The organism is Streptomyces sp. I05A-00742 (assembly GCF_013055795.1).
Classification (GTDB): Bacteria; Actinomycetota; Actinomycetes; order Streptomycetales; family Streptomycetaceae; genus Streptomyces.
This window is the reverse complement of record NZ_JABETO010000006.1, coordinates 168,672-194,787: the sequence shown is the minus strand read 5'-3', so window position 1 is coordinate 194,787 and position 26,116 is coordinate 168,672. Positions and strand designations below refer to the sequence as shown.

Sequence of the window (26,116 nt, the reverse complement as noted above, 5' to 3'; positions counted from 1 at the left end):
CCTGAAGGACAGTCTCAAAGTCATGGCATTTCTTGGGTCGCGGGCAGCGGTGGTTTAGCGGCTGCCGAGTTCTCCCTTGGTGAACCCGTGTTTGCGTGCCGTGAGCACAGTGGCGAGTGCAGGGACGAGCAGTGCGAGCGCGACCCAACTCAGCCAGGATGCATCCAATCCGCTGAGGACGAGGCCTCCGATGATGCCACCACCGGCGATTCCGACGTTCCATCCGGTGGTGAGGAGTGCTTGGGCGACATCGCCGGCGTCGCCTGCTGCTTCGGCGACTGCGGTCTGCAACAGCGTGGAGGTGCCGCCGAACGCGAGCCCCCAGAGCGCCGCGCTGGCGTAGACGAGCGTAGGCGCGCCGGAGAAGATGCCGAGCAGCAGCGTGCATGTCGCGAAGAGCGCACACGCGAGGATCATGAGGAGGCGCAGGTGCCGATGGACGAGCGCTCCGGCGATCCAGATGCTCACCAGCGACACCAGGCCGAAGGTGAGCAGCACGGCGTCGACTTGACCTGCCATGCCGAGCGGCGTGAGGAACGGGGCGATGTAGGTGTAGAGGATGCTGTGGGCGAGCACGAACGTGAGGGTCACGAGGAGCACGGGCGCTACGCCGGGAATGCGGAAGGTACGGGTGAGCGGGAGCCGTGAGCCCTTGGGCTGTCCGGGGAAGCTCGGCACCGCCGCGATGACCCACACGATCAACGCGAGCGTGAGGACGGTCATGATCCCGAACGCGTATCGCCACTCGACGAGCTTGGCCAGAAGCGCCGCAGCAGGAACTCCGACGGACAGGGCAACGATTGCGCCCGCCATCGCGATCGCCATTGCCTTGCCGCGCTGATGTGGGAGAACCATCCGTACCGCGTACCCGGCCAACAGCGCCCAGAGCAACCCGCCGACGATGCCGCCGAGGAACCGGGCGGCTAGCGTAAGTGCGAAGCTCTCGGAGAGCGCGGTGACGGTGTTGGCGATCGCGAGTCCTGCGATCGCCACCAGCAGCAAGTGTCGGCGCGGCCAGCCGATCGTCGCCTTGGTGAGCGGGATCGCGGCGAGGATCGCCCCGATCGCGAAGACGGTGACGCTCTGCCCGGCAGTGCTCTCGCTCACACCCAGGTCTCGGCTCATCCCGGGAAGCACCCCGGCGGGCATCGTCTCGGTCAGGAGCGTAATGAACCCGGTGGTGGCCAAAGCCAGAAGACCCGCCAGCGGGAGCCGGGCGTTCGTTATCGAGCGAGGTGGCAGAGTATCTGATCGTGTCATGGCCTTATGATCAAAGGGTGACATCAGTGTGAGGGTCAAATCGGTGTCCGCTGAGTCACACAACGCCAGCCACAGAGGGCGAGGAGAGGGATATGCGGATCGGTGAGCTGTCGACGCGCACCCGGACTCCGATGAGGTTGCTGCGCTACTACGAGGAGCAGGAACTGATCGAGGCAAATCGACTGCCCAACGGATACCGGGACTATGAGGAGTACGTCGTTGACCGGGTTCTCCAGGTACGAGGCCTGCTCGACGCAGGGCTGCCCACACGGATCATCAAGCAGATCCTGCCCTGCCTGAACACCCCCCGCACGATCCACATGCCCTACGTCACGCCAGACATGGTCGCAACGCTCGAACACGAACGCGACCGCATGGCCGAAAAAATCGAATGCCTCACCAAGAACCACCAAGCCATCACCGACTACCTCGACGCCGTACGCCGCAATATCCGAGCCTCCTAACCGATGCCGGGTCTGCTGAGCCTATTGCCAGCCACTCGGTCAGCTTCTCCGCATCCGCGACCGGACACTCCCGAAACCCGAAATGCTTCCGGGTCTTTCGTACCCGCCACCGTTCCCATAGAACGAGTAGCTGTAGGCGAAGCACAGTTCAGACAACCCGGTCTCAAACAGACTTCATGACCCGGACTACCGCCCGAGCCAACCAAACGAGTGAAGCCTCTGAACTGCTGTCCTGTCGAAGTGCATCTGTCAGCTGACGAGCCGTTGACCTGCCGGAATGCCAGGTCGTTCGAGAAGGCGGCAGCCCTGGATTCTCAAGTTCCCTGGCTTTCACGGAAGTCGCGGTCTCGATAGAGGCAGAGCCCCCGGTAGAGGGGGTCCTGGGTTCCAATGGCGATGCCCGCGGTACGACGTGAACTGCCGCACCGGGAGCCCCGACTCGAACCGAACCCGGGACACAGCCTCCAGCACGAACTTCCGCAGCCCGTCCGCCCTCACCGTCAGCCCACCCGACATCGACCAGACCCAGGTCCATCGCTACCCCCGGCTCCGCGTACCTGCCGAAAACGACCGTGACAGGTACAGCGAGAACCGGACCAGGAAATGAGATCAAACCCCATGTACGGGGCAAACGTCCCTGCTCAGCGCGTGACGCAATGAGAATCCGACAGCGCGAACGAGAAGCAATGAGAATCCGACAGCTTCAGTGCGACAGGACAACTGCGAGTCTCACGACAGTGGCATTTCTGCCATCCACCTGCCAACTGCCGTGAGATTCTGCCAAGGCTTTTGAGACCCTACAAAAGAGGCCCTACGTCTGCGCCATGTCCACGAACCGCGAGTAGTGCCCCTGGAAGGCCACTGTGATCGTGGCCGTCGGGCCGTTACGGTGCTTGGCCACGATCAGGTCGGCCTCACCGGCACGGGGGGACTCCTTCTCGTAGGCGTCCTCGCGGTGCAGCAGGATGACCATGTCGGCGTCCTGCTCGATGGAGCCGGACTCACGGAGGTCGGAGACCATCGGCTTCTTGTCCGTCCGCTGCTCGGGGCCTCGGTTCAGCTGGGAGAGGGCGATCACGGGGACCTCCAGCTCCTTGGCGAGGAGCTTGAGGTTACGGGACATGTCGGAGACTTCCTGCTGCCGGCTCTCGGGGCGGCGGGCGCCGCCCGACTGCATCAGCTGGAGGTAGTCGATGACGACGAGCTTCAGGTCGTTCCGCTGCTTGAGGCGACGGCACTTCGCGCGGATCTCCATCATCGACAGGTTCGGGGAGTCGTCGATGTAGAGGGGGGCGTTGGAGACGTCGGGCATACGGCGGGCGAGGCGCGTCCAGTCCTCGTCCGTCATGGAGCCGGAGCGCATGTGGTGCAGGGCGACGCGCGCCTCGGCCGACAGGAGTCGCATCGCGATCTCGTTGCGGCCCATTTCGAGGGAGAAGATGACGCTCGGCAGGTTGCTCTTGATCGAGCAGGCGCGGGCGAAGTCCAGGGCGAGGGTCGAGTTGTGCGTGGGGACCATCGACCGGGTGGCCAGGTACATGTGGTCCGCGTTGTCCACCTGAACACAGCGGACGGGGACGCTCGCCACCTCCCGGACCTCCGCGATGAACCGCTGCCCAGTCCTGGGACCGGCCGGTCGACGCCGCTCGTCGTGCACACGCTGCTTGCGTTCCAGAGCGAAGACGTCGTCGGCGGGGGTGAAGGTGATGACATGGAGGACGGATGACTTCGGAGAGCGTCCCTCGACGCTCCTGGTGTGCCTTCCGTAGCGGTATCCAAGGCCGGCGATCAACTCGCAGAAGCCGTCGGCGAGCGCCTCACTCGTGACGGCGAACTGTACGGATCCTGTGCTGTTGACCGTTCCATCCGTGTCCAGCAGACCGGCGAGCAGCGCCCGCCGCTGTTCCACGGAGGCCCGCAGGTAGTCCTGGGGGATGTGCTTGTCACCCAGGACACCGAGAGCGCGCAGCGTCACGAGCAGGCTGCCGTGGCTCCGCGTGCAGGGCGCGCATCGGGGCGTGGCGTACGGCGAGGAGCACACCGCGCCGCAGTCGACGCACACCGTCCGCGGAACCGGTTCGGAGACCGTCCGGGCCTTCCCTCCGCACGACTGGCCGCAACTCCGCACGTGGGCGACCTTCGGAACGAAGGTCGTTCCGCAGACCACACAGGACCGCTCGGGCAACTGCGGCTTCTCCACGTCATGGCTCAGTGCGTAGGTGATCGAGTCGCCGATCTGTCGCACTTGGATGCCGTCCCGCGCGACGCGACGCAGGATCTCGGGGTCTGCCGTGGTGATGCGCGCGGCATCGCTGTGGCCGTCGCCCAGCCACGCGCCGAGCGTGTACGGCGGGACGACGAGCTCCCGGTGAGGGAGGTCGAGAGCGGCCGCGTTCCGCACCGAGTGATTCATCCGCCGGTCGGTGCCGCAGCGCACCGTCTCGGCGATCTCCTTGGTCGTCCTGACCGAGGCGAAGGCCGTCCGCTCACGCCCGCGCTCCTGGGCAGACCTGCGGGAGGCCCGGGTGTCGGTCAGCCACTGGTGCTCCGCGTCGGCGACGACCGTCGTCCCGTCGTCGAACACGACCTCGTAGCAGGGGCGGTCGGTCATGACGTCCGTGGCGGCGACCACCCGCGTCGGCTTTCCGTCGGCGCCGACCAGGAATTCCCCGACCCGTACCTCGCCCATCGTCGTCCACCCGGTGGGAGTGGGCAGGGGCGTGTCGAGGGCGAGCGCCTTGCCCATCGCGGGACGGGCCGCGATGACGATCATCTGGCCGGGGTGCAGACCGTTGGTCAGGGCGTCGAGATCGGTGAAGCCCGTGGGGACGCCGGACATCTGGCCGCTGCGGGAGCCGATCGCCTCGATCTCGTCGAGCGCGCCCTCCATGATGCCGGACAGCGGGAGGTAGTCCTCGCTGGTCCGCTGCTCGGTGACCGCGTAGATCTCGGCCTGTGCGTTGTTGACGATGTCGTCGACGTCGCCGTCGGCCGCGTATCCCATCTGGGTGATGCGGGTACCGGCCTCGACCAGACGGCGCAGGACGGCGCGCTCGTGGACGATCTCGGCGTAGTACTCGGCGTTGGCGGCGGTCGGGACGGTCTGGACCAGGGTGTGCAGATAGGCCGCGCCACCGACGCGGGAGATCTCGCCGCGCTTGGTGAGCTCGGCGGCCACGGTGATCGGGTCGGCCGGCTCGCCCTTGGCGTAGAGGTCGAGGATGGCCTGGTAGACGGTCTCGTGGGCGGGCCGGTAGAAGTCGTTGCCCTTGAGGACCTCGACGACGTCGGCGATCGCGTCCTTGGACAGCAGCATGCCGCCCAGAACCGACTGCTCGGCGTCGAGGTCCTGCGGCGGGACGCGTTCGAAGCCGCTGTCCTGGGAGCCCTGCCAGGAGCCCCCCTCGTCACCGTCGCGCTGCTCGCCACGGCCCTTGCCCTCACCCCGGCGGGAGCGGGGGAACGGCAGGCGGTCGCCGGGGCCCTCGTCGCCCCATGGGCCGTCCATGGGCTCGTGGACGCTCACCCTGCCACCTCCTCCCGTCCGCGGCGCGGACCTCGCCGCGCACCTCTTTCTTACGGCACGGCTCCGACAAACAGGACGCCCGACTCCGCTTACCGCACGGCGAGTCCGAAGCGGTTTCCGAGGTTCCGCGCGGAGCCCGGACGGGGTGTCCGGAGGCGCGGGACGGAACGGAAACGGACGGCGGGCGCCGGTCCACGGTAGGCCCGCGGGCACCGTCAGCCAATCTGGTTATCCACAGGACGTGTGGATGAACGGCCCCATCCTGTGGAGAACCCCCCCGATCCTGTGCACGAGCCGGGGGAAACCGCTGTGGACAAAACCTCACCCCACCTTGAGCACCCAGTCTGACCTGCACTTTTACGATCCACCGGCTGTTGAGGAGAAAAAGTTTTTCCCGGGGGGCCGGATCGCGACAAACGGCGCAGAGAAGATCACACCTCGCCGACACAGGTAAGCATCACATGGCCCTTGCACTTATTACCTGTGGAAGATTGAATAGCACGTGTGAGCGAAGCACTCGCGCGCGAGCCGCGCACTTCCCGGCGGCACGACCGCGAGATACTCGCCCTGGCCGTGCCGGCCTTCGGCGCACTGGTCGCCGAACCCCTCTTCCTGATGGTCGACACCGCCATCGTCGGCCACCTCGGCACGGCCCAGCTCGCCGGTCTCGGCGTGGCCGGCCCCCTCCTCACCACCGCCGTCGGCGTCTTCGTCTTCCTCGCCTACGCCACCACCGCCGCCGTCTCCCGGCGCGTGGGCGCCGGCGACCTACCGGCCGCCATCCGGCAGGGCATGGACGGCATCTGGCTCGCCCTGCTGCTCGGCTCCGCCGTCGCCCTCGCGGTCCTGGCCGGCGCCCCTGCCCTCGTCGACCTCTTCGGCGCCTCCCCCGAGGCCGCCCCGCACGCCACCACCTACCTGCGCATCAGCGCCCTGGGCATCCCCGCCATGCTGGCCGTACTCGCCGCCACCGGCGTCCTGCGCGGCCTCCAGAACTCCAGGACCCCGCTCTACGTGGCCGTCGCGGGCTTCGCCGCCAACGCGGCGCTCAACCTCGCGTTCGTCTACGGGGCCGGCTGGGGCATCGCCGGCTCGGCCTGGGGCACCGTCGCGGCCCAGGCCGCCATGGCCGCCGCCTACCTCACCGTCGTCGTCCGGGGCGCCCGGCGGCACGGCGCGTCGCTGCGCCCGGACGCCGCGGGCATCCGGGCCTGCGCCCAGGCCGGCGTACCGCTGCTGGTCCGTACGCTCGCGCTGCGCGCCGTGATGATGATCTCGATCGCGGTCGCGGCCCGGCTGGGGGACCAGGAAGTGGCCGCTAACCAGATAGTGACGTCCCTGTGGAACCTGCTGGCCTTCGCCCTCGACGCCATCGCGATCGCCGGCCAGTCCATCATCGGCCGCTACCTGGGCGCCGACGACGCCGACGAAGCGCGTGCTGTCTGCCGCCGCATGGTGCAGTGGGGCATCGTCACGGGCGTGGTGCTGGGGGGCCTGGTGGTGCTCTCCCAGCCGCTGTTCACGCCGCTGTTCACCTCGGACGCGGACGTACGGGACCTCCTGGTGCCCGCCCTGCTGGTCGCCGCGATCAGCCAGCCGGTGGCCGGGGTCGTCTTCGTCCTGGACGGCGTGCTGATGGGCGCGGGGGACGGCCCCTACCTCGCCTGGGCGATGCTGGCGGTGCTCGCGGTCTTCGCGCCCCTCGCCCTGCTCGTCCCGACCCTGGGCGGCGGGCTCACGGCGCTGTGGGGGGCGATGACCGTGATGATGACGGCGCGGCTGGTGACCCTGTGGCTGCGCGTACGGTCCGGTCGCTGGATCGTCACCGGGGCGGTCCGGGGCTGACGCCCTACCCGGTTCGGAGCTGACGCCCTACAGAGACGCCCTGCCCAGGGACGCCGCCCTACCCAGGGACCGCCCCACAGGGACGCCCCTCAGAGACGCCGTTCGGAGCCGTTCAGAGCCGTTCAGAAAGGTCCCTGGAACGGAGGAAGGACCGCACCCCGAGAGGCACGGCCCTTCCTCACGCCACACCGCACGGGCGTGGCGTTCCGCTTACGCGGCGATGACCTCGACGCCGAGCTTGGCGACGACGTCGGCGTGCAGGCGCACGGACACCTGGTGGGCACCGAGGGTCTTGATGGGCGAGCCCACCTCGACACGGCGCTTGTCCACCTCGGGACCGCCCGAAGCCTTGATCGCGGCAGCGATGTCGGCGGGGGTCACGGAGCCGAACAGACGGCCGGCCTCGCCGGCGCGGGTGGCCAGGCGGACCTTGACACCCTCCAGCTGACCCTTGACCTCGTTGGCCTGCTCGATCGTGGCGATCTCGCGGATCTTGCGAGCGCGGCGGATCTGAGCGACGTCCTTCTCGCCACCCTTGGTCCAGCGGATCGCGAAACCGCGCGGGACCAGGTAGTTGCGGGCGTAGCCGTCCTTGACGTCCACGACGTCGCCGGCGGTGCCGAGGCCGGAGACCTCGTGGGTGAGGATGATCTTCATTGCTTGGTCACCCTTCCCTTATCGCGCGGACGAGGTGTAGGGCAGCAGCGCCATCTCACGGCTGTTCTTCACGGCCGTGGCGACGTCACGCTGGTGCTGGGTGCAGTTGCCGGTCACGCGACGGGCACGGATCTTGCCGCGGTCGGAAATGAACTTCCGCAGCATGTTCGTGTCCTTGTAGTCCACGTAAGCGGTCTTGTCCTTGCAGAAAGCGCAGACCTTCTTCTTAGGCTTGCGCGGAGGCGGCTTAGCCATTGTCTCTCTCCAGTGTGATCAAGAAGTTTTTGTGCTGTCGCCCTTCGGGCCGCCGCGGGGACGGCCCGGGCCCCGGAGGGCCTAGAAGGGCGGTTCGTCGGAGTAGCCACCGCCGCCGGAGTTGCCGGAGCCGCCGCCCCAGCCACCTCCGCCGCCGCCCTGCTGGCCGCCGGACGGAGCGCCGGTCGCCCAGGGGTCGTCGGCGGGAGCCCCGCCGCCGCCCTGCGGAGCGCTGGGACCGGAGCCCCAGCCGCCGCCCTGGCCGCCGCCGTTGCCGCCGCCATAGCCACCCTGGCCACCGCGACCGGTGGTCTTGGTGACCTTCGCCGTCGCGTTCTTCAGGCTGGCGCCGACCTCTTCGACGTCGAGCTCGTAGACCGTGCGCTTGACGCCCTCGCGGTCCTCGTAGGACCGCTGCTTCAGCCGGCCCTGCACGATGACGCGCATGCCGCGCTGGAGCGACTCGGCGACGTTCTCCGCCGCCTGCCGCCACACCGAGCACGTCAGGAAGAGGCTTTCGCCGTCCTTCCATTCGTTGGTCTGGCGGTCGAAGGTGCGGGGAGTGGACGCGACACGGAACTTCGCGACCGCCGCACCGGACGGGGTGAAGCGCAGCTCGGGGTCGTCGACGAGATTGCCGACGACCGTGATGACGGTCTCGCCTGCCATGGGTGAACCTCTCGGCGGGTGTGCTGCTGGCTGCTTGCTACTCGTTGCGATACAGCCCGATTACCTCTGAACCGAGGGGGTTCAGTGGGTCTCGGGACGGAGGACCTTGGTCCGGAGGACCGACTCGTTCAGGTTCATCTGGCGGTCGAGCTCCTTGACGACCGCAGGCTCGGCCTGCAGGTCGATGACCGAGTAGATGCCCTCGGGCTTCTTCTTGATCTCGTAAGCGAGACGACGACGGCCCCAGGTGTCGACCTTCTCGACCTTTCCGTTGCCCTCACGGACGACGGAGAGGAAGTTCTCGATCAGGGGAGAGACAGCGCGCTCCTCCAGATCGGGGTCGAGGATGACCATCACCTCGTAGTGACGCATGTGGAACCCACCTCCTTTGGACTCAGCGGCCACGGTCGATCCGTGGCAGGAGGGTCGTGATGCGTGAACAACGGTATCGGCTGACACTGACACTGAGGCCGATGCCAACAGCTCAGACGATCAGCGGGAAGTCCCTGGGTCGCCCCCGGGACCGAAGCCGGGTCTGGGCAGATACCGATGCAGACCGTCCAGAGTACCCGCTCCACGGCGTCCGGTTGAAATCCGGCCGCCGGGGCCCGCACCCTGGACGCATCGGGTGTGACCGGCGCTACACGGCGCCGCCTGCCTTCAGGAGGTAGCCCCATGACACAGGCAGTCCGGCGGACTCCCTCGCCGAGGAATCCCCGAGCACTGATCAACTCGGTGCTCAACAGTGACGGCAAGCCGCATCCCCGGGAGAACACCCTGGTCGCGGTGACGGTCGTGCTGGGCCTGCTGGCCTTCATCTCCTCGGCCTTCGACAACCTGCACCTGCTCAGCTCGTGGAGCGGCCTGGTGGGCATCCTCACCGGGGCCTGGGGCCAGTTCGTCTCCGCCACGACGGGCGAGCGGTTCCTGCTGATCATCGGCCTGGGCGCCGCCTCCATCGGCTTCTTCCTGGGCATGGCCCACGGCGGTCTCTTCGGAGGTGTGATCGGATAGCGGACCGTACGCCCAAACGGGGCGCTCCCCGGTCGCAGTAGGCTTCGGCGCGAGAGCCGGAGCCCCGACCCTGGGGACACACCTGCCGAGGAGCGCCCCGCATGAGCCTGACCCTGAGGACCATCAGCCGACAGCAGCATCTGGCATATATCCAGAGCCTGCGCGCTGCCAGTCACATGCAGGTGCCGGCCTGGGCGGACGTGAAGTCCGAGTGGCGCTCGGAGAGCCTGGGCTGGTTCGACAAGACGGGTCAGATGGTCGGCGCGGGTCTCGTGCTCTACCGCCAGCTGCCGAAGATCAAGCGCTACCTGGCCTACCTCCCCGAGGGCCCGGTGATCAACTGGTACGCCCCGAACCTGGAGGACTGGCTCCAGCCGATGCTGGCGCACCTCAAGAAGCAGGGCGCGTTCTCGGTGAAGATGGGCCCGCCCGTGGTGATCCGCCGCTGGGACGCCAACGCGATCAAGGCCGGCATCGCCGACCCGGACGCCAAGCGCCTGCGCGACGTCGAGCCCACGTTCATCGAGCCGCGCGCCTTCGAGGTCTCCGACAAGCTCCGCCGCATGGGCTGGCAGCAGGGCGAGGAGGAGGGAGCCGGCTTCGGCGACGTCCAGCCGCGCTACGTCTTCCAGGTGCCGCTGGAGAACCGTTCCCTGGAGGACGTCCACAAGGGCTTCAACCAGCTGTGGCGCCGCAACATCAAGAAGGCCGAGAAGGCCGGTGTCGAGGTCGTCCAGGGCGGCTACGAGGACCTCCCCACCTGGCAGCACCTCTACGAGATCACCGCGGAGCGCGACAAGTTCCGCCCGCGTCCCCTGAGTTACTTCCAGCGCATGTGGACCGCCCTCAACACCGAGGACCCCAACCGCATGCGGCTGTACTTCGCCATCCACGAGGGCGAGGCCGTGGCCGCGGCGACGATGCTGATCGTCGGCGGGCACGTCTGGTACTCCTACGGCGCCTCCGCCAACCACAAGCGCGAGGTCCGGCCGTCCAACGCCATGCAGTGGCGGATGCTGCGCGACGCCTACGCGCTCGGCGCCAGCGTCTACGACCTCCGCGGCATCGGCGACTCGCTGGACGAGAGCGACCACCTCTTCGGCCTCATCCAGTTCAAGGTCGGCACGGGCGGGCAGGCGGCCGAGTACCTCGGCGAGTGGGACTTCCCGCTCAACAAGCTGCTGCACAAGGCCCTCGACATCTATATGTCGCGCCGCTGATCCAGACGTTGATCCAACAGCTCCATCCACACTCAGGGAAAGGTTCCGGGACCGGCCATGGCGCTCACGCTCTACGTCGACACCCAGCGCTGGCGGGCACACCAGCAGTCCGTCCTCCAGCAGTTCCCGGGCATCGTCCCGGTCTGCAAGGGCAACGGCTACGGCTTCGGCCACGAACGCCTCGCCGAGGAGGTCACCCGCTTCGGGACCGACATCCTCGCCGTGGGCACCACCTACGAGGCGGCCCGGGCCAAGGACCTCTTCGGCGGTGACCTGCTGGTGCTCACCCCCTTCCGGCTCGGCGAGGAGCCGGTGCCGCTGCCCGACCGGGCCATCCGCTCGGTCTCCTCGGTCGAGGGGGTGCGCGGCCTGGTCGGCGCGCGCGTCGTCATCGAGGTCATGAGCAGCATGAAGCGGCACGGCATCAGCGAGGAGGACCTGCCCAAGCTGCACGCCGCCATCGAGGACGTGCGCCTGGAGGGCTTCGCGATACACCTGCCCCTGGACCGCGCCGACGGCACGACCGGCGTCGACGAGGTCTCCGCGTGGATGGAGCGGCTGCGCGCCGCCCACCTGCCGCTGCACACCATGTTCGTCAGCCACCTGAAGTCCGACGACCTGGCCCGGCTCCAGCAGATGTACCCGCAGACCCGCTTCCGGGCCCGTATCGGCACCCGGCTGTGGCTCGGCGACCACGACGCCACCCAGTACCGCGGGGCGGTCCTGGACGTCACGCGCGTCTCCAAGGGCGACCGCTTCGGCTACCGCCAGCAGAAGACGGCCGGTGACGGCTACCTCGTCGTCGTGGCCGGCGGCACCTCGCACGGCGTCGGCCTGGAGGCGCCCAAGGCGCTGCACGGGATGATGCCGCGGGCCAAGGGCGTCGCCCGCGCGGGCCTGGCGACCATGAACCGCAACCTCTCGCCCTTCGTCTGGGCGGGCAAGCAGCGCTGGTTCGCGGAGCCCCCGCATATGCAGGTCTCGATCCTCTTCGTGCCGAACGACGCCCCCGCCCCGCAGGTCGGCGACGAGCTGGTGGCCCATCTGCGGCACACCACCACCCAGTTCGACCGGTTGCTCGATCACTGATCCACCCCCGTGGTGACCGGCCCGGAGCGGCGGCTAGGCCGTGCCGCCGCTCCCGGTGCCCCATTGGACCCGCATGGCCTCCGGACGTTCCTCGGTCCGACCGGCCCCGCGTGCCGTGCCGAGGACGAACGCGTCCGGCGCTCCGTCCAGCACTCCACCGGACGGGTCGTCCGAACCGTCCCGCCGTATGACGTCGCGGTCGGGCCTGAGGACGTCGCGCACCACCATCACGCACAGGTACAGCGTCCCCAGCAGGTGCAGCACGATCGCCAGCTGGTAGCCCTCCGGCGGCAGCCCCTGGTGCTTGTCGCCGTCGCCCGTGTACGCCAGGTGGAACCAGATGGCGAGGAAGTACAGCACCTCGCAGGTCTGCCAGATCAGGAAGTCCCGCCACTTCGGCCGGGCGAGCACCACCAGCGGGATCAGCCACAGCACGTACTGCGGCGAATAGACCTTGTTGGTGAGGACGAACAGCGCCACCACGAGGAAGACCAGCTGGGCGAAGCGCGGGCGCCGCGGCGCGTACAGGCAGAGGGCGCCCAGGGCCAGCGCGCCCAAGGCCATCAGCACCGTCGCATAGGTGTTGACGTCCTCCAGCGGGTCCCCCGTGCGCTGGGAGACGAGCAGCCAGAGCGACCCGTAGTCGACCGGGCGTTCCTGGCTGAAGGTGTAGAACTTCGCCCAGCCGGTCCTGATGGGGGCGGTCGGCCCGTCGATCACCAGCATCAGCGGGACGTTCACCACCAGCCAGGCGATGACGGCCGCGGACACCGAGGTCCTGAACTCCTTCCACCGCCCGGCCCGCCAGCACAGGAGGAACAGCGGCCACAGCAGCAGCACCGGATACAACTTGGCCGCCGCCGCCAGACCGATGAGCAGCCCCGCCGTCCCGGCCCGGCCCCGGGACCAGGCGAGCATCGCGCCGGCGGTCAGCGCCACCGCGAACAGGTCCCAGTTGATGGTGGCCGTCAGCGCGAAGGCGGGGGCGAGAGCGACCAGCAGTCCGTCCCAGGGCCGTCGCCGGTGCGTCCTGGCCGTGCAGTACGCGATCACGACGGCGCAGACGAGCAGCATCCCCGCGTTCACGAACCAGTAGAGCTGCGCCTCGTGCTTCGAACTGCCGCCAGGTGTCAGCAGGGCGGCGACCTCCATGAAGAGCCCGGTGAGGACCGGATACTCCAGGTAGTCCATGTCCCCCGCGGAGCGCGGGATCTCGTCCAGGTACGGGATGAGGCCCTGGTCGAAGCCGCGTCCCGCGAACAGGTGCGGGATGTCGGAGTAGCAGGCGTGCGTGTACTGGGTCGTGGCACCGAAGAACCAGCCGTGGTTGTAGCACGGGAGCTTCTGCACCATGCCCAGTGCGAACATCCCGATCATCACCAGCACGATCACCCGCACCGGCGTGCGCCACCCGCCGGGCAGCGCACGCCGCCCGGCCGGGCCGCCGACGAGCTCGCTGCCGGCCGCGGCCACCTTGTCCTCCTGGGTGGGCCGCACCAGTCGGCCGTCCCGCACGCTCCTCATGCGCCCATCCTGCCGTACGGGCCGGGGGCCCGCCCGAACCCGGGGACATGCTGTGGACAAGGCGGCGCTTGTGGAAAAACCGGGGGCCCTCCCGGGTGAACGGGAGGGCCCCGAGGCCGACGGACGCGTCACCGCGCCCTGTGCTCAGCCGAACGGTCCGCCGAAGAGGCCGCCGCCCTGGCGCCGGTTCTGGCCCGGCGGCCCCTGGTCGTCACCGGTGTCCCCGTCCTGGCCGCCGGGCCCGCCGGGTTCACCTCCCGTGGTGCCCTCCGGACCGCCGCCCGGTCCGCCGTCGCCGTCCTTGTGCCCGTGGTCACCGAGCCGGCAGTGCGCGTCCAGCAGCCCGCAGGACTTGCTGGGCTTCGGCGACGGGGACGGAGGCGCCGACGGCGACGGGACCGCGGACTCCGAGGGAGAGGCGGAGGGCGACGCCGAGGGCGCCGGGACGGGGGAGGGGCTGGCGCCGTCGCCGAAGATCTTCTCCCCGATGGGCTGCGGCGGGTCGAACTGCCGCACCGGAGTGCCCTTGAGGGCCTTGCCCATGTAGTCGGACCAGATCTCCGCCGGGAACGACGCGCCGTGGATCGTGGGCTTCCCGCCCACTCCCCGCATCGACAGGAACTCCTGGTTCTTGGCGTTGGGATTGACGCGGTACATGCCGATGGCCGTGGAGAGCTGCGGCGTATAGCCCGCGAACCACGCCGAGCGGTTCCCGTCCGTCGTACCCGTCTTCCCGGCCACCGGCCGGGCGCCGAGCTTCGCCGCCGTACCGGTGCCCGCCTCGACAACCGTCTTCAGCACGTCGGTGACGTTGTTCGCGACATTGGCGCTGAACGCCTGGGTGCTCCGCTTCTCGTGGCGGAACGCCGGCTTGCCGTTCTTCTCCACCTTCTCGACCGAGTACGGGTCGATCTGCCGGCCGCTGTCCGCGAAGGTCGCGTAGGCACCCGCGAGCCGGATCGCGCTGGGCGCGGAGGTGCCCAGGGAGAAGGTCGGCGTGATCGAGGCGAGCTGCTCCTTGTCCAGCCCGGCGGCCAGGGCCGCCTCCCGGACGAGGTCCGTGCCGACGTCCATGCCGAGCTGGATGTAGGGGGTGTTCACGGAGAACTGCATGGCCGTGCGGAGGCTGATGAGGCCCTTGTCCTCGTCACCGTCGTTCTTCTGGTGCCATTCCCCGCCGTCCTGGTCGTGCCAGACGGATCCGTTGTACATCCGCAGGGTCAGCTTGTTGTCGCCGTTGTAGATGCTCTCCGGCGAGACGAGCGTGCGCTGGGTGTCGCTCTGCTGCGCCCCGAGGGTGGGATTCCGCTTGCCGTGGGTCATGGCCGCGGCCAGGACGAACGGCTTGAACGTCGACCCCACCTGGACGCCGGTGTAGTCGGCGTTGTTGGTGAAGTGGGTGAGGGCGTTCTCGCCGCCGTAGATGGCGACGATCCTCCCGGTGCCCGGTTCGACCGAGGCCCCGCCGAACTGCACGTACTTGTCGACGTCCCGCATATCGGGCTTCAGGTTCGCCTTGCGCACGGCCTCGACCGACTTCGACAGGGCGTTGATCTTTTTCCGGTTGAAGGTGGTGTAGATCTGATAGCCGCCCTTGTCCAACTCACCCTTGCTGATCGTGGAATGGGCGGTGATGTAGTTGTCGGCGAGGTCCGTGAGGTAGCCGATCTGACCGGCGCGGTTGGTGGCGGGCTTCGGCTTCTGCGGCTGCGGGAAGCCCTGGCCGACCCACTTGTCCCGCTCGGCCGGCTCCATGTGGCCCACCTGCACCTCACGGTCCAGCGTCCACTTCCACCGGTCCATGGCCCGCTTGGTGTTCTTCTCCGGCGTCGCGGCCGGCCCCTGGCCCCCGTACGGGTCGTACAGGTTCGGCCCGTTCAGCGTCGCCGCCAGATAGGCGCTCTCGCTCGGCGTCAGGTCCGAGCAGTCCTTGTCGTAGTAGGCGCGCGCCGCGGCCTGGATCCCGTAGGCCCCCCGGCCGTAGTAGGCGGTGTTGAGGTAACCGGCGAGGATGTCGTGCTTGTCCTGGGTGGCACCCACCTTGACCGAGATCAGCAGCTCGGTGGCCTTGCGCTTGAGCGTCTGCTCCTGGCTCAGATAGGTGTTCTTGACGAACTGCTGGGTGATCGTCGAACCGCTCTGCGTCTCGCCGCCCTGTGCCATCTTCACGACCGCCCGGGCGATGCCCATCGGGTCGACGCCCCAGTCCTTGTAGAAGCTGGCGTTCTCGGCCGAGATCACCGCGTTCTGCATCGACTTGGGGATCTGGGAGATCGGCACGATCTGCCGGTTGAGACTGCCACCGCCGGCGACGACCATCTGCTTGCCGTCGGACCAGTAGTAGACGTTCTTCTGCACCTTCGAGGCCAGCTGGGCGCTCGGCACCTGCACCACGGCCAGAGCCACGCCCACCGTGCCAACGATCAGCCCGGTGAACGACGCGAAGGCGCCCGCGACCAGCCGCCAGGACGGGACCCAGCGCCGCCAGCCGTCCCGGCCCGCCCGCGGATAGTCGACCAACCGCTTCCTGCCCGGCCGCCCGCCCTCCCGCCGGGAGCGGCCCGCGCCCCCGGCTCCGGGGCCGGGAGGGCGTCTGCGGCCTCCACCCCCACCGCCGCGCCGGTCCGCGCGCCGGGCTTCGGCCCGGCCCCCGTACCGGGGTTCCTCGGCCCGGCTCCGGCCGGGCAGGGCGGGACCGCTACGTGGTGCGGCGCGGCGGCCGGGCGGCGGCTGCTGCGCCGCCCGCCGGGCCGCGGCTCGTCCGCCGCCCTGCGGCTGGGGCGGCTTACGGCGATGCTCGCTCATCGAACGACTACTTCCTCGGGCAGGCGCTATCGCCTGGAAGCGGCAGGTGGCTTGCGTTCCCCCCGGTGCGAACCGGCCCCCTGAACGGCCGGGCGCACTGCATCCGGGACGAGGACGCCGAAGGGTGTCACCCGGTTCCCGGTGGTCTGCATGGCGCACAGAGTACGCACGGTCAAATCCCGACTACTGGGGATGTTCACTCCAATTCAGGCCGCCCGTGTCCCACGAACCGGTGATGTGACCTCGTTCACCGTTCCTCCTCTTGTCGACTCAGGACGCTCGCTCTATCGTCTGGATGTATCGAGTCGATACATCAGCTCGGCATAAGGGACCAGTAAAGACGCGGGAGCAAAGGACTAGGCTGTGGGGGACAAGGAGGCGAAACATGAGCAGACGCTCCGGCATCCTCGAGTTCGCCGTCCTCGGCCTGCTACGCGAGTCCCCGATGCACGGCTACGAGCTGCGCAAACGACTGAACACCTCGCTCGGGGTGTTCAGGGCGTTCAGCTACGGCACTCTCTACCCCTGCCTGAAGGCCCTGGTGGCCAACGGCTGGCTGGTGGAGGAGCCCGGGAGTGCTCCCGACGACGCGAAAGCGGCGTCCCTGGCCGGACGGCGGGCGAAGATCGTCTACCGGCTGACGGCAGAGGGCAAAGAGCACTTCGAGGAATTGCTCGCGCACACCGGTCCGGACACATGGGAGGACGAGCACTTCGCCGCCCGCTTCGCGTTCTTCGGACAGACCTCGCGGGACGTACGGATGCGGGTCCTGGAAGGGCGCCGCAGCCGGCTGGAGGAGCGTCTGGAGAAGATGCGCGCTTCCCTGGCCCGCTCCCGGGAGCGCGAGCGACTGGACAGCTACACCCTCGAACTCCAGCGCCACGGGATGGAATCCGTGGAACGCGAGGTGCGCTGGCTGAACGAGCTGATCGAGAGCGAGCGGGCCGGGCGTGACAAACGCACCGGTCCGGACCAGTGAGCCCTGCACACAGCAGGGCTTCGTCGAGAACGAACAGGGAGCAACCGGAATGGGTTCGGTTCGCGTAGCCATCGTCGGCGTGGGCAACTGCGCCGCCTCGCTGGTGCAGGGCGTCGAGTACTACAAGGACGCCGACCCGAACGGTCGCGTGCCGGGTCTGATGCACGTGCAGTTCGGCGACTACCACGTGCGGGACATCGAGTTCGTGGCCGCTTTCGACGTGGACGCCAAGAAGGTCGGTCTCGACCTCGCGGACGCCATCGGCGCCAGCGAGAACAACACGATCAAGATCTGCGACGTGCCCGCCTCCGGCGTCACCGTGCAGCGCGGCCACACCCTGGACGGCCTCGGCAAGTACTACCGCGAGACCATCGAGGAGTCCCCCGAGGCCCCGGTCGACGTGGTCCAGATCCTCAAGGACCGTCAGGTCGACGTCCTCGTCTGCTACCTGCCGGTCGGCTCCGAGGCCGCCGCCAAGTTCTACGCGCAGTGCGCCATCGACGCCAAGGTCGCGTTCGTCAACGCCCTCCCGGTCTTCATCGCCGGCACCAAGGAGTGGGCCGACAAGTTCACCGAGGCCGGTGTCCCGATCGTCGGTGACGACATCAAGTCGCAGGTGGGCGCCACCATCACGCACCGTGTGATGGCCAAGCTGTTCGAGGACCGGGGCGTCATCCTGGACCGCACGATGCAGCTGAACGTCGGCGGCAACATGGACTTCAAGAACATGCTCGAGCGCGAGCGCCTGGAGTCCAAGAAGATCTCCAAGACGCAGGCCGTCACCTCCCAGATCCCCGACCGCGAGCTCGGCGAGAAGAACGTCCACATCGGCCCGTCCGACTACGTGGCCTGGCTGGACGACCGCAAGTGGGCGTACGTCCGCCTCGAGGGCCGCGCCTTCGGTGACGTCCCGCTGAACCTGGAGTACAAGCTGGAGGTCTGGGACTCCCCGAACTCCGCCGGAGTCATCATCGACGCGCTCCGCGCCGCGAAGATCGCCAAGGACCGCGGCATCGGCGGCCCGATCCTGTCCGCCTCCTCGTACTTCATGAAGTCGCCGCCGGTGCAGTACTTCGACGACGAGGCGCGCGACAACGTCGAGAAGTTCATCAAGGGCGACGTCGAGCGCTGACGTCCGCACCACACAGGCCCTCGGAGGGAATCCCCCCGAGGGCCTGCCCCATGTGTGAGGCTGTGCGCCATGCCTGTTGTGCGTGATCTCCGCATCCTGCTCCAACTGCGCGATTTCCGCCGCCTGCTGACGGTACGACTCCTCTCCCAGGCCGCCGACGGCGTCTATCAGGTCGCCCTCGCCGCATATGTCGTCTTCTCCCCCGAGAAACAGACGTCCCCCGCCGCCATCGCCTCCGCCATGGCCGTCCTGCTGCTGCCCTACTCGCTGCTGGGACCCTTCACCGGCGTGCTGCTGGACCGCTGGCGCCGCCGCCAGGTGCTGCTCCACGGCAATCTGGCACGCTCCGTGCTGGCCGTCGGCACCGCCGTGCTCATGCTCGGCGAGGTACCCGACGCGATCTTCTACGTCTCCGCCCTCTCCGTCACGGCCGTCAACCGCTTCGTCCTGGCCGGGCTCTCCGCCTCTCTGCCCCACGTGGTGGACAGCCGCGAGCGCCTGGTGATGGCCAACTCGCTCTCCCCGACGGCCGGCACCCTCGCGGCCACCGCCGGCGGCGGCATCGCCTTCGCGGTACGCCTCGCGGCCCCCGACGGAAGCGCCTCCGACGCCCTCGTCGTCCTCGTCGGCGCCACGCTCTACCTCTGTGCGGGGCTCAGCGCCCTGCGCATGCCCCCCGCCCTGCTGGGCCCCGACTCCTCCGGCTCCCTGCTCACACTCCGTACGGCGGTGGGGGTGACCATGCGGGGCCTGGTGGCCGGACTGCGCCATCTGGCCCATCGCCGCCCCGCCGCGCGCGCACTGGCGGCGATGACCCTGATGCGCTTCTGCTACGGCGCCCTCACCGTCACCCTGCTCATGCTGTGCCGCTACGCCTGGACGGACACCGACGCGGCCGGACTGGCCCTGCTGGGGCTCGCGGTGGGCGTCTCCGGGGCCGGGTTCTTCGCGGCGGCACTGATCACCCCATGGGCGGTCGGCAGGTTCGGCCGGCTTGGCTGGATCGTCGTCTGCGCCCTCGGCGCGGCCGTCCTCGAACCCGCCCTCGGCCTGCCCTTCGAACCCACGCCGATGCTGATCGCCGCCTTCGTCCTGGGCCTCGTCACCCAGGGCGCCAAGATCTCGACGGACACGGTCGTCCAGGCCTCGGTCGACGACGCCTTCCGGGGCCGGGTGTTCGCGCTCTACGACGTCCTGTTCAACGTCGCCTTCGTGGGAGCCGCCGCCGTGGCCGCACTGATGCTGCCGCGTGACGGCCGGTCGGTCGCCCTGGTCGTCACCGTCGCCGTGCTCTATGCGGTGACGGCCGCCGCACTGGCGGCCGGGGGCTCGGTTTCACGTGAAACATCGACGCCGGAGAGTGGAACCGGGCGCACCGACGACCCTCCACGTTTCACGTGAAACCGTCACGGGCCGCGATCAGCTCTGCGCGGCCCACCACTCCTTGAGGGCGGCGACCGCCGCGTCGTGCCCCATGGGCCCGTGCTCCAGCCGCAGATCCAGCATGTGCTGGTACGCCTTGCCGACCTGGGGACCGGGGGTAATGCCCAGGATCTGCATGATCTCGTTGCCGTCCAGGTCCGGACGGATCGAGTCCATCTCCTCCTTCTGCCGAAGGTCGGCAATGCGCTCCTCCAGCCCGTCGTACGCCTGGGAGAGCGCCTGAGCCTTGCGCTTGTTCCGCGTCGTGCAGTCGGAGCGGGTGAGCTTGTGCAGCCGGTCGAGCAGGTGCCCGGCGTCCCGGACGTAGCGGCGGACGGCAGAGTCCGTCCACTCGCCCGTGCCGTAGCCGTGGAAGCGCAGGTGCAGCTCGACGAGGCGCGAGACGTCCTTCACCTGCTCGTTGGGGTACTTGAGCTTGATCATCCGCGACTTGGTCATCTTCGCGCCAACCACCTCGTGGTGGTGGAAGGAGACCCGTCCGTCGCCCTCGAACCGGCGCGTCTTCGGCTTCCCGATGTCGTGCAGCAGAGCCGCCAGGCGCAGGATGAGGTCGGGGCCGCCACCCGGCTGGTCCCGCGGGGCCTCCAGGGCGATGGCCTGGTCGAGGACGGTGAGCGAGTGCTCGTACACGTCCTTGTGCCGGTGGTGCTCGTCGCGCTCCAGGCGCAGGGCCGGAAGCTCCGGCAGCACCAGGGCGGCCAGACCGGTGCCGACCATGAGCCGGAGCCCCTTGCGGGGGTGGTCGGAGAGGACGAGCTTGTTGAGCTCGTCCCGGACCCGCTCGACGGAGACGATCTCCAGCCGCCCCGCCATCTCCGTCATCGCGGTGACCACCTCGGGCGCCACCTCGAAGTCGAGCTGGGCGGCGAAGCGCGCGGCACGCATCATCCGCAGCGGGTCGTCGGAGAAGGACTCCTCCGGGGTGCCGGGCGTGCGCAGGATCCGCGCGGCCAGGTCCTCCAGGCCGTTGTGCGGGTCGATGAACTCCTTCTCCGGGAGCGCCACGGCCATGGCGTTCACGGTGAAGTCGCGGCGGACCAGGTCCTGCTCGATGGAGTCGCCGTAGGAGACCTCCGGCTTGCGGGAGGTCCGGTCGTACGCCTCCGACCGGTAAGTCGTGATTTCAAGATCAAATCCGGACTTGCGGCAGCCGACGGTCCCGAAGGCGATGCCGACCTCCCAGACCGTGTCCGCCCAGGGCCGGACGATCTTCAGCACGTCGTCGGGCCGGGCGTCGGTGGTGAAGTCCAGGTCGTTGCCGAGACGGCCGAGCAGCGCGTCCCGTACCGATCCCCCGACCAGGGCGAGGGTGAACCCGGCCGCGCGGAATCGCTGGGCGAGGTCGTCGGCCACGGGGGATACCCGCAGGAGCTCGCTCACGGCGCGGCGCTGCACCTGGCTGAGTTCGTTCGTCGGCACGGAGTGGCTGTTGTTGGCGTTCGGCACAACAGAAGAGGGTACGTGGCCGGGCGGCCATAGCCGTCCTCTATCGGCGGAGCGGTGTGAGGACCGTCATAAACCGCCACAGCCTGGGCATCGACCCGCTTCGGTGATCTTGGGCCCCGGTCCGCAGCACTTCGGCACGGCGCGTCTCGTTACCATTCGTGGACGCACATCCGACGACCACTGACGACGACGAGGGACGGGCGAGCGCGTGGCCGAGGCGGCAGAGTTCCAGGAGACGTTCCGGGGGACAGCGCCTCCTGCCACTTTCCCGCGGTTCCGGACCGTCGTGACCCTGCTCGCCGTGCTGCTGGTGTTCCTGGGCGTGACCCAGCTGCCGAACGCTCCTGCGGCCCACGCGGACGGCACGGGCTCCCGGACGGTCTCGGTCTCCGTCGATTCACTGACGCCCGTCGCCCCGACGCAGAACGACAAGATCACGATTTCCGGCACGGTCACCAACAAGGGCCGGTCGACGGTCAACGCGGGGCGCATCGGCCTACGGGTCGGGCCACTGCTCACGACGCGCAGCGAGATCGACGACATCGGCGACCGGACCGCCTTCTCCCCGGGCACCGACGGCGCCGAGCTGAGCGGCCACACGCAGAAGATCGGGAAGCTGCAGCCGGGCATCAGCCGTGAATTCACGCTGACCGTTCCCGCCAAGGACCTCAACCTCGACCGGGACGGCGTCTACCCGCTGGGCGTCTCGTTCTCCGGGCAGACCACCGACCAGCCCTACGAACGGGTGCTCGGCATCCGCCGGACCCTGCTGCCGTGGCAGCCGTCCGGCACCGACGGGAAGAAGACGCAGGTCACCTTCCTCTGGCCGCTGATCTCCAGCACCCACCTCACGGCCAGGACCGAGTCCGACCAGCAGCAGACGCCGATCTTCCCCAATGACGACCTCGCGGCCGAGCTGGCCCCGGGCGGCCGTCTCCAGCAGCTGGTCGCACTGGGCAAGAACCTCCCGGTCACCTGGGTGATCGACCCCGACCTGCTGGCCACCGTCGAGGCGATGACGAAGAGCTACCGGGTCGCCGGGCCCGACGGGAAGGACACCCCGGGGCGGGGCCAGGCGGTCGCCAATCAGTGGCTCGGCCAGCTCCAGAAGGCGGTGGACGGCAAGGAGGTCGTCGCCCTGCCCTTCGGCGACCCCGACCTCGCCTCGCTCGCCCACCACGGAGGCGCTCTCAGCCACCTCCAGTCGGCCACCGAACTCGCGGCCACGACCGTGGACACCATCCTCCATGTGAAGCCGCGCACGGACTTCGCCTGGCCGGTCGACGGGGCCGTCGATCCCTCCATCGTCGGCGTCGCCACCTCGGCCGGCGCCCACAACATCATCGCCCGCAGCGACAGCCTCCGGGAGCCGGACGGCTCCCCCTACGCCCCCACGGCGGCCCGCCCGATCGGCGGGGGGAACACGGCCGTCGTCGCCGACGCACGCCTCTCCACGGCCTTCGAGGGCGACCTGACGCGTGCGGGCGAGACCTCGCTCGCGGTCCAGCAGTTCCTGGCCCAGAGCCTGATGATCAACAAGCAGGCGCCGGAGAACGAGCGCAGCATCGTCGTGGCCCCGCAGCGCATGCCCTCCACCAGCCAGGCCCAGGCGATGGCCACGGCACTGGGCGGCCTGTCCGCCGGGCGCTGGACCCAGCCGCTCGCCGACCTGGGGGACGCAGCCAAGGCCAAGCCGGACCCCGCGGCCAGCCGGCGGGTGCCCGGCCCCGGCTCGTACCCGGATGCCCTCCGGGCCCAGGAACTGCCCAAGGAAGCCTTCGAGGCCATCAGGGAGACCCAGAAAGGCCTGTCCTCCTTCAAGACGATCCTGACGTCCCCGGACCGGGTGGTCATCCCCTTCGGCAGCGCGATCATGCGGGAGATGTCGACCTCGTGGCGCGGCAACCCAGCCGGCGCGGCCGAGTTCCGCACGGCGGTGGACTCGTACCTCGACACCCTCCGCAATCAGGTCAGCCTGGTGAAGAAGTCCGATCCGACCCTCTCCGGGCGCAGCGCGGTCCTCCCCGTGACGGTGAAGAACGGCCTCCTTCAGGGCATCGACGGTCTGTACCTTCAGCTGGAGTCCAGCCAGCCCAACCGCCTCAAGGTCACGGACAAGCAGCCGGTCAAGATCGACGGTGGACACAGCCAGTCGGTGAAGTTCGAGACGCGGGCGTACGCCAACGGTCCGGTAAAGGTGACGGCACAGCTCTACACCGCCGACGGCCAGCGGATCGGCAAGGAGATGGACTTCACTGTGCATGTCACGTCCATCACCCCTATGGTGCTGCTGGTCATCGCCGGTGGTGTCCTCCTCCTGGTCCTCGCGGGGCTCCGCATCTACCTCAAGCGCAAGCGGTCGGGTAAGCCCGACAGCGCCGGGAACGGGCCGGAAGCCGATGGCGAGGGCCCCTCGGACGACGGCGGGAACAACGGCGACGAGCCCGAGCGGCCGGGCGATCAAGCTGCGGACACCGGAGCGCGGAGCGGTGACCCCTCCCGCCCGGGTGAGAAAGTGGAACGTTGACGTGTCGTGGGGCCGGTCGGCCGCTGACGGATGAGGTGGGCTAGCGATGAACGCGCCGTACGACGGTGACCGCGGTCGGGGCGCGGGAGGTGACCGACGGGACCAGTACCCGCCGGCACCGCCCGGTGCCCAGGAGCCGCCGCAGCCGGGTCCGTACGCCCCTGATCCGTATCTGGGGGACCCCTACACCGGCCGGCTGCCCGCCGACGACGGCGCGGCACAGCAGGGCGGCCCCCACCTCCCCCCGCCACCCCCTCCCGCCCACCCGCAGCAGCACGGTCACCAGCAGCAGACCTGGCCCCCCGCGCCGGAGACCGGCGGGCCGTCCTACGCGTACGGCGACAACGACGCGACCCAGCTCATCGGCGCGGACGGCTTCCCGGACCGGACGACGACGCCCCCGCCGCCCCAGCGGGATGCCTTCGCGCACCTCTACCGTGACCAGCAGCAGCCCTACGAGCCGCCGCAGCGGCAGCCGGGGCAGCAGATCCCGGCGCCGGGCCAGTACCCGCCGCCGTCCGCGGCCGAGCACACACAGCCGATGGTGCCCGCCGTGGAGCCCCCGGCCGCCGAGCCTCTGGTGGAGCCGGAGCCCGTCCCCGCCGCCCCGGCGGCGAAGGGCGGCAAGGCGGCGGGGATGCTCAAGTCGAGCGCCCTGATGGCCGCGGGCACCATGGTGTCCCGGCTCCTCGGCTTCGCGAAGCAGGCCCTGATCGTTGCAGCCCTCGGCACCCAGGTACTGGCCGACACCTACACGGTGGCAAACCAGCTGCCGGCCATGGTCTTCTTCCTGACGATCGGCGGTGGCCTCAACTCCGTCTTCATCCCGCAGCTCGTGCGCTCCATGAAGGAGGACGCCGACGGCGGGGAGGCCTACGCGAACCGGCTGCTGACGCTGGTCGGCGTGATCCTCGGCGGCCTCACCCTGCTCACCGTGCTGGGCGCGGAGTACCTCGTTCCCTTGATGTCCAACAAGTTCGCCAACGAACCCGCCGCCAACTCGGTGACGGTCACCTTCGTCCGCTACTGCATGCCCACCATTTTCTTCATGGGCGTACACGTGGTGATGGGACAGATCCTCAACGCACGCGGCAAGTTCGGCGCGATGATGTGGACACCCGCCCTCAACAACATCGTCGTCATCGCCACCTTCGGCCTGTTCCTCTGGGTGTACGGCACGGCGGACAGCTCCGACCTTCAGCCCGGCACGATTCCGCCGGAGGGCATCCGGCTGCTGGGCATCGGCACCCTGCTCGGTCTGGTCGTCCAGGCCCTGGCGATGATCCCCTACCTGAGGGCGGCGGGATTCAAGATCCGACCGCGCTTCGACTGGCGCGGCCACGGACTCGGCAAGGCCGCGAAGCTCGCCAAGTGGACCATGCTGTTCGTGCTCGCCAACCAGGCGGGCAACTTGGTCGTCGTCCAGCTCGCCACCGCCGCCGGTACCGACGCCCGCCAAGGCGGCACTGGCATCACGGCCTACATCAACGCCCAGCTCATCTGGAACATGCCGCAGGCCATCCTCACCGTCTCGATCATGGCCGCCATGCTGCCGCGACTGTCGCGCTCGGCCGTCGACGGCGACACCAGCGCCGTCCGGGACGACATCTCGCAGGGCCTGCGCACCTCGGCCGTGGCCATCGTGCCCATCGCCTTCTCCTTCCTCGCCCTGGGCATCCCGATGTGCACCCTGCTCTTCGGGTCCGGCGGAATAGAGGGAGCCCGCTTCTTCGGTTACGCCCTCATGGGCTTCAGCCTCGGGCTGATCCCCTTCTCGGTGCAGTACGTCGTCCTCCGCGCCTTCTACGCCTACGAGGACACCCGCACCCCCTTCTACAACACGGTCATCGTCGCCGTGGTCAACGCCTCCTGCTCGGCGCTCAGCTACTTCCTCCTGCCCTCCCGCTGGGTTGTGGTCGGCATGGGCGTCTCCTACGGTCTGGCCTACGCCGTCGGTGTCGGTGTCGCATGGCGCAGGCTGCGCAACCGTCTCGGCGGCGACCTGGACGGCACCCGCGTGGTGCGTACGTACACCCGCCTCATCGGCGCGTGCATCCCCGCGACGCTCATCGGCGGAGCCATCGCCTACGGCATCGGCCAGGCCCTCGGCTACGGCATCGCCGGTTCGCTCGCCGCCCTGATCGGCGGCGGCGTGATGCTGCTCGCCGTCTTCTACATCGCCGCCAAACGCATGCGCGTGGAAGAGGTCACCGCCATGGTCGGCATGGTCCGCGGACGTCTGGGGCGCTGACCGGAGCACA

19 protein-coding genes are annotated in these 26,116 nt (G+C 69.0%); 10 read left to right on the top strand and 9 right to left on the bottom strand.

All coding sequences use genetic code 11. The features are described from left to right. Nucleotides 1–54: 54 nt before the first annotated feature. Nucleotides 55–1,260 (bottom strand): MFS transporter, encoded by a 1,206-nt coding sequence (locus HN013_RS08500; protein ID WP_171164728.1) that lies wholly within the window; start codon nucleotides 1,258–1,260, stop codon nucleotides 55–57. Between the two features lie 92 nt (nucleotides 1,261–1,352). Here HN013_RS08500 and HN013_RS08495 point away from each other — a divergent pair, with 92 nt between their 5' ends. Beyond that, a complete protein-coding gene (locus HN013_RS08495) occupies nucleotides 1,353–1,724 on the top strand; it encodes a MerR family transcriptional regulator (protein ID WP_171164726.1) in 372 nt (123 codons plus the stop codon). Between the two features lie 811 nt (nucleotides 1,725–2,535). Here the strand turns inward: HN013_RS08495 and dnaB are convergent. Then, entirely contained in the window at nucleotides 2,536–5,232 is a 2,697-nt protein-coding gene (dnaB, locus tag HN013_RS08490; protein WP_212764134.1) for a replicative DNA helicase, read from the bottom strand. Nucleotides 5,233–5,754: 522 nt separating this feature from the next. Here dnaB and HN013_RS08485 point away from each other — a divergent pair. Next, nucleotides 5,755–7,095 carry an MATE family efflux transporter gene (locus HN013_RS08485; RefSeq protein WP_171164724.1) on the top strand — a complete coding sequence of 447 codons (1,341 nt, stop codon included), beginning with the start codon at nucleotides 5,755–5,757 and terminating at the stop codon, nucleotides 7,093–7,095. A 210-nt stretch (nucleotides 7,096–7,305) separates the two neighbouring features. Here the strand turns inward: HN013_RS08485 and rplI are convergent, their stop codons facing one another. The 4 genes from rplI to rpsF all read right to left on the bottom strand — a co-directional run bounded on the left by rplI (nucleotide 7,306) and on the right by rpsF (nucleotide 9,048). Further along, nucleotides 7,306–7,752: a 50S ribosomal protein L9 gene (gene rplI / locus HN013_RS08480; protein ID WP_171164722.1), complete on the bottom strand. Its 447-nt coding sequence runs from the start codon at nucleotides 7,750–7,752 to the stop codon at nucleotides 7,306–7,308. 18 nt (nucleotides 7,753–7,770) lie between these two features. After that, nucleotides 7,771–8,007 carry a 30S ribosomal protein S18 gene (gene rpsR / locus HN013_RS08475; protein ID WP_004950692.1) on the bottom strand — a complete coding sequence of 79 codons (237 nt, stop codon included), beginning with the start codon at nucleotides 8,005–8,007 and terminating at the stop codon, nucleotides 7,771–7,773. Nucleotides 8,008–8,088: 81 nt separating this feature from the next. After that, on the bottom strand, nucleotides 8,089–8,676 hold the full coding sequence (locus HN013_RS08470; RefSeq protein WP_171164720.1) for a single-stranded DNA-binding protein: 588 nt from the start codon (nucleotides 8,674–8,676) through the stop codon (nucleotides 8,089–8,091). 81 nt (nucleotides 8,677–8,757) lie between these two features. Beyond that, nucleotides 8,758–9,048, bottom strand: a complete 291-nt coding sequence (rpsF, locus tag HN013_RS08465) for a 30S ribosomal protein S6 (protein WP_004950685.1) — start codon at nucleotides 9,046–9,048, stop codon at nucleotides 8,758–8,760. A 303-nt stretch (nucleotides 9,049–9,351) separates the two neighbouring features. Here rpsF and HN013_RS08460 point away from each other — a divergent pair, with 303 nt between their 5' ends. From HN013_RS08460 to HN013_RS08450, 3 genes are all read left to right on the top strand, one after another. Further along, nucleotides 9,352–9,690 carry a hypothetical protein gene (locus tag HN013_RS08460; RefSeq protein ID WP_171164718.1) on the top strand — a complete coding sequence of 113 codons (339 nt, stop codon included), beginning with the start codon at nucleotides 9,352–9,354 and terminating at the stop codon, nucleotides 9,688–9,690. A gap of 101 nt (nucleotides 9,691–9,791) precedes the next feature. After that, the gene (locus tag HN013_RS08455) at nucleotides 9,792–10,910 is read left to right on the top strand and encodes a peptidoglycan bridge formation glycyltransferase FemA/FemB family protein (RefSeq protein WP_171164715.1); all 1,119 of its coding nucleotides are present in this window, start codon (nucleotides 9,792–9,794) and stop codon (nucleotides 10,908–10,910) included. A 57-nt stretch (nucleotides 10,911–10,967) separates the two neighbouring features. Continuing rightward, the gene (locus HN013_RS08450) at nucleotides 10,968–11,999 is read left to right on the top strand and encodes an alanine racemase (RefSeq protein ID WP_171164706.1); all 1,032 of its coding nucleotides are present in this window, start codon (nucleotides 10,968–10,970) and stop codon (nucleotides 11,997–11,999) included. A gap of 33 nt (nucleotides 12,000–12,032) precedes the next feature. Here the strand turns inward: HN013_RS08450 and HN013_RS08445 are convergent, their stop codons facing one another. Both HN013_RS08445 and HN013_RS08440 read right to left on the bottom strand, forming a co-directional pair. After that, nucleotides 12,033–13,523, bottom strand: coding sequence for a glycosyltransferase family 87 protein (locus HN013_RS08445; RefSeq protein WP_171164704.1), 1,491 nt, complete (start codon nucleotides 13,521–13,523; stop codon nucleotides 12,033–12,035). A 144-nt stretch (nucleotides 13,524–13,667) separates the two neighbouring features. Then, nucleotides 13,668–16,328, bottom strand: coding sequence for a transglycosylase domain-containing protein (locus HN013_RS08440; RefSeq protein ID WP_171164702.1), 2,661 nt, complete (start codon nucleotides 16,326–16,328; stop codon nucleotides 13,668–13,670). A gap of 385 nt (nucleotides 16,329–16,713) precedes the next feature. On the opposite strand from HN013_RS08440, the gene HN013_RS08435 reads away from it, so the two are divergent. The 3 genes from HN013_RS08435 (at nucleotide 16,714) to HN013_RS08425 (ending at nucleotide 19,840) form a co-directional block, all read left to right on the top strand. Then, entirely contained in the window at nucleotides 16,714–17,307 is a 594-nt protein-coding gene (locus tag HN013_RS08435) for a PadR family transcriptional regulator (protein ID WP_171164700.1), read from the top strand. 49 nt (nucleotides 17,308–17,356) lie between these two features. Next, on the top strand, nucleotides 17,357–18,439 hold the full coding sequence (locus tag HN013_RS08430) for an inositol-3-phosphate synthase (protein ID WP_171164699.1): 1,083 nt from the start codon (nucleotides 17,357–17,359) through the stop codon (nucleotides 18,437–18,439). A 69-nt stretch (nucleotides 18,440–18,508) separates the two neighbouring features. Continuing rightward, the gene (locus HN013_RS08425) at nucleotides 18,509–19,840 is read left to right on the top strand and encodes an MFS transporter (protein WP_171164697.1); all 1,332 of its coding nucleotides are present in this window, start codon (nucleotides 18,509–18,511) and stop codon (nucleotides 19,838–19,840) included. A gap of 18 nt (nucleotides 19,841–19,858) precedes the next feature. Here the strand turns inward: HN013_RS08425 and HN013_RS08420 are convergent, their stop codons facing one another. Continuing rightward, entirely contained in the window at nucleotides 19,859–21,328 is a 1,470-nt protein-coding gene (locus HN013_RS08420; protein ID WP_171164695.1) for a CCA tRNA nucleotidyltransferase, read from the bottom strand. A gap of 208 nt (nucleotides 21,329–21,536) precedes the next feature. On the opposite strand from HN013_RS08420, the gene HN013_RS08415 reads away from it, so the two are divergent. Together HN013_RS08415 and murJ are read left to right on the top strand one after the other, a co-directional pair. Next, nucleotides 21,537–23,855, top strand: a complete 2,319-nt coding sequence (locus tag HN013_RS08415; protein WP_398978863.1) for a DUF6049 family protein — start codon at nucleotides 21,537–21,539, stop codon at nucleotides 23,853–23,855. A gap of 46 nt (nucleotides 23,856–23,901) precedes the next feature. Next, nucleotides 23,902–26,106, top strand: a complete 2,205-nt coding sequence (gene murJ / locus HN013_RS08410) for a murein biosynthesis integral membrane protein MurJ (RefSeq protein WP_171164692.1) — start codon at nucleotides 23,902–23,904, stop codon at nucleotides 26,104–26,106. Nucleotides 26,107–26,116 lie beyond the last annotated feature (10 nt).

Coding starts and splice junctions, on each gene's coding strand:
- HN013_RS08500 (WP_171164728.1), bottom strand. CDS start 1,260: ATGACACGATCAGATACTCTGCCACCTCGCTCGATAACGAACGCCCGG.
- HN013_RS08495 (WP_171164726.1), top strand. CDS start 1,353: ATGCGGATCGGTGAGCTGTCGACGCGCACCCGGACTCCGATGAGGTTG.
- dnaB (WP_212764134.1), bottom strand. CDS start 5,232: ATGGACGGCCCATGGGGCGACGAGGGCCCCGGCGACCGCCTGCCGTTC.
- rplI (WP_171164722.1), bottom strand. CDS start 7,752: ATGAAGATCATCCTCACCCACGAGGTCTCCGGCCTCGGCACCGCCGGC.
- rpsR (WP_004950692.1), bottom strand. CDS start 8,007: ATGGCTAAGCCGCCTCCGCGCAAGCCTAAGAAGAAGGTCTGCGCTTTC.
- HN013_RS08470 (WP_171164720.1), bottom strand. CDS start 8,676: ATGGCAGGCGAGACCGTCATCACGGTCGTCGGCAATCTCGTCGACGAC.
- rpsF (WP_004950685.1), bottom strand. CDS start 9,048: ATGCGTCACTACGAGGTGATGGTCATCCTCGACCCCGATCTGGAGGAG.
- HN013_RS08460 (WP_171164718.1), top strand. CDS start 9,352: ATGACACAGGCAGTCCGGCGGACTCCCTCGCCGAGGAATCCCCGAGCA.
- HN013_RS08455 (WP_171164715.1), top strand. CDS start 9,792: ATGAGCCTGACCCTGAGGACCATCAGCCGACAGCAGCATCTGGCATAT.
- HN013_RS08450 (WP_171164706.1), top strand. CDS start 10,968: ATGGCGCTCACGCTCTACGTCGACACCCAGCGCTGGCGGGCACACCAG.
- HN013_RS08445 (WP_171164704.1), bottom strand. CDS start 13,523: ATGAGGAGCGTGCGGGACGGCCGACTGGTGCGGCCCACCCAGGAGGAC.
- HN013_RS08440 (WP_171164702.1), bottom strand. CDS start 16,328: ATGAGCGAGCATCGCCGTAAGCCGCCCCAGCCGCAGGGCGGCGGACGA.
- HN013_RS08435 (WP_171164700.1), top strand. CDS start 16,714: ATGAGCAGACGCTCCGGCATCCTCGAGTTCGCCGTCCTCGGCCTGCTA.
- HN013_RS08430 (WP_171164699.1), top strand. CDS start 17,357: ATGGGTTCGGTTCGCGTAGCCATCGTCGGCGTGGGCAACTGCGCCGCC.
- HN013_RS08425 (WP_171164697.1), top strand. CDS start 18,509: ATGCCTGTTGTGCGTGATCTCCGCATCCTGCTCCAACTGCGCGATTTC.
- murJ (WP_171164692.1), top strand. CDS start 23,902: ATGAACGCGCCGTACGACGGTGACCGCGGTCGGGGCGCGGGAGGTGAC.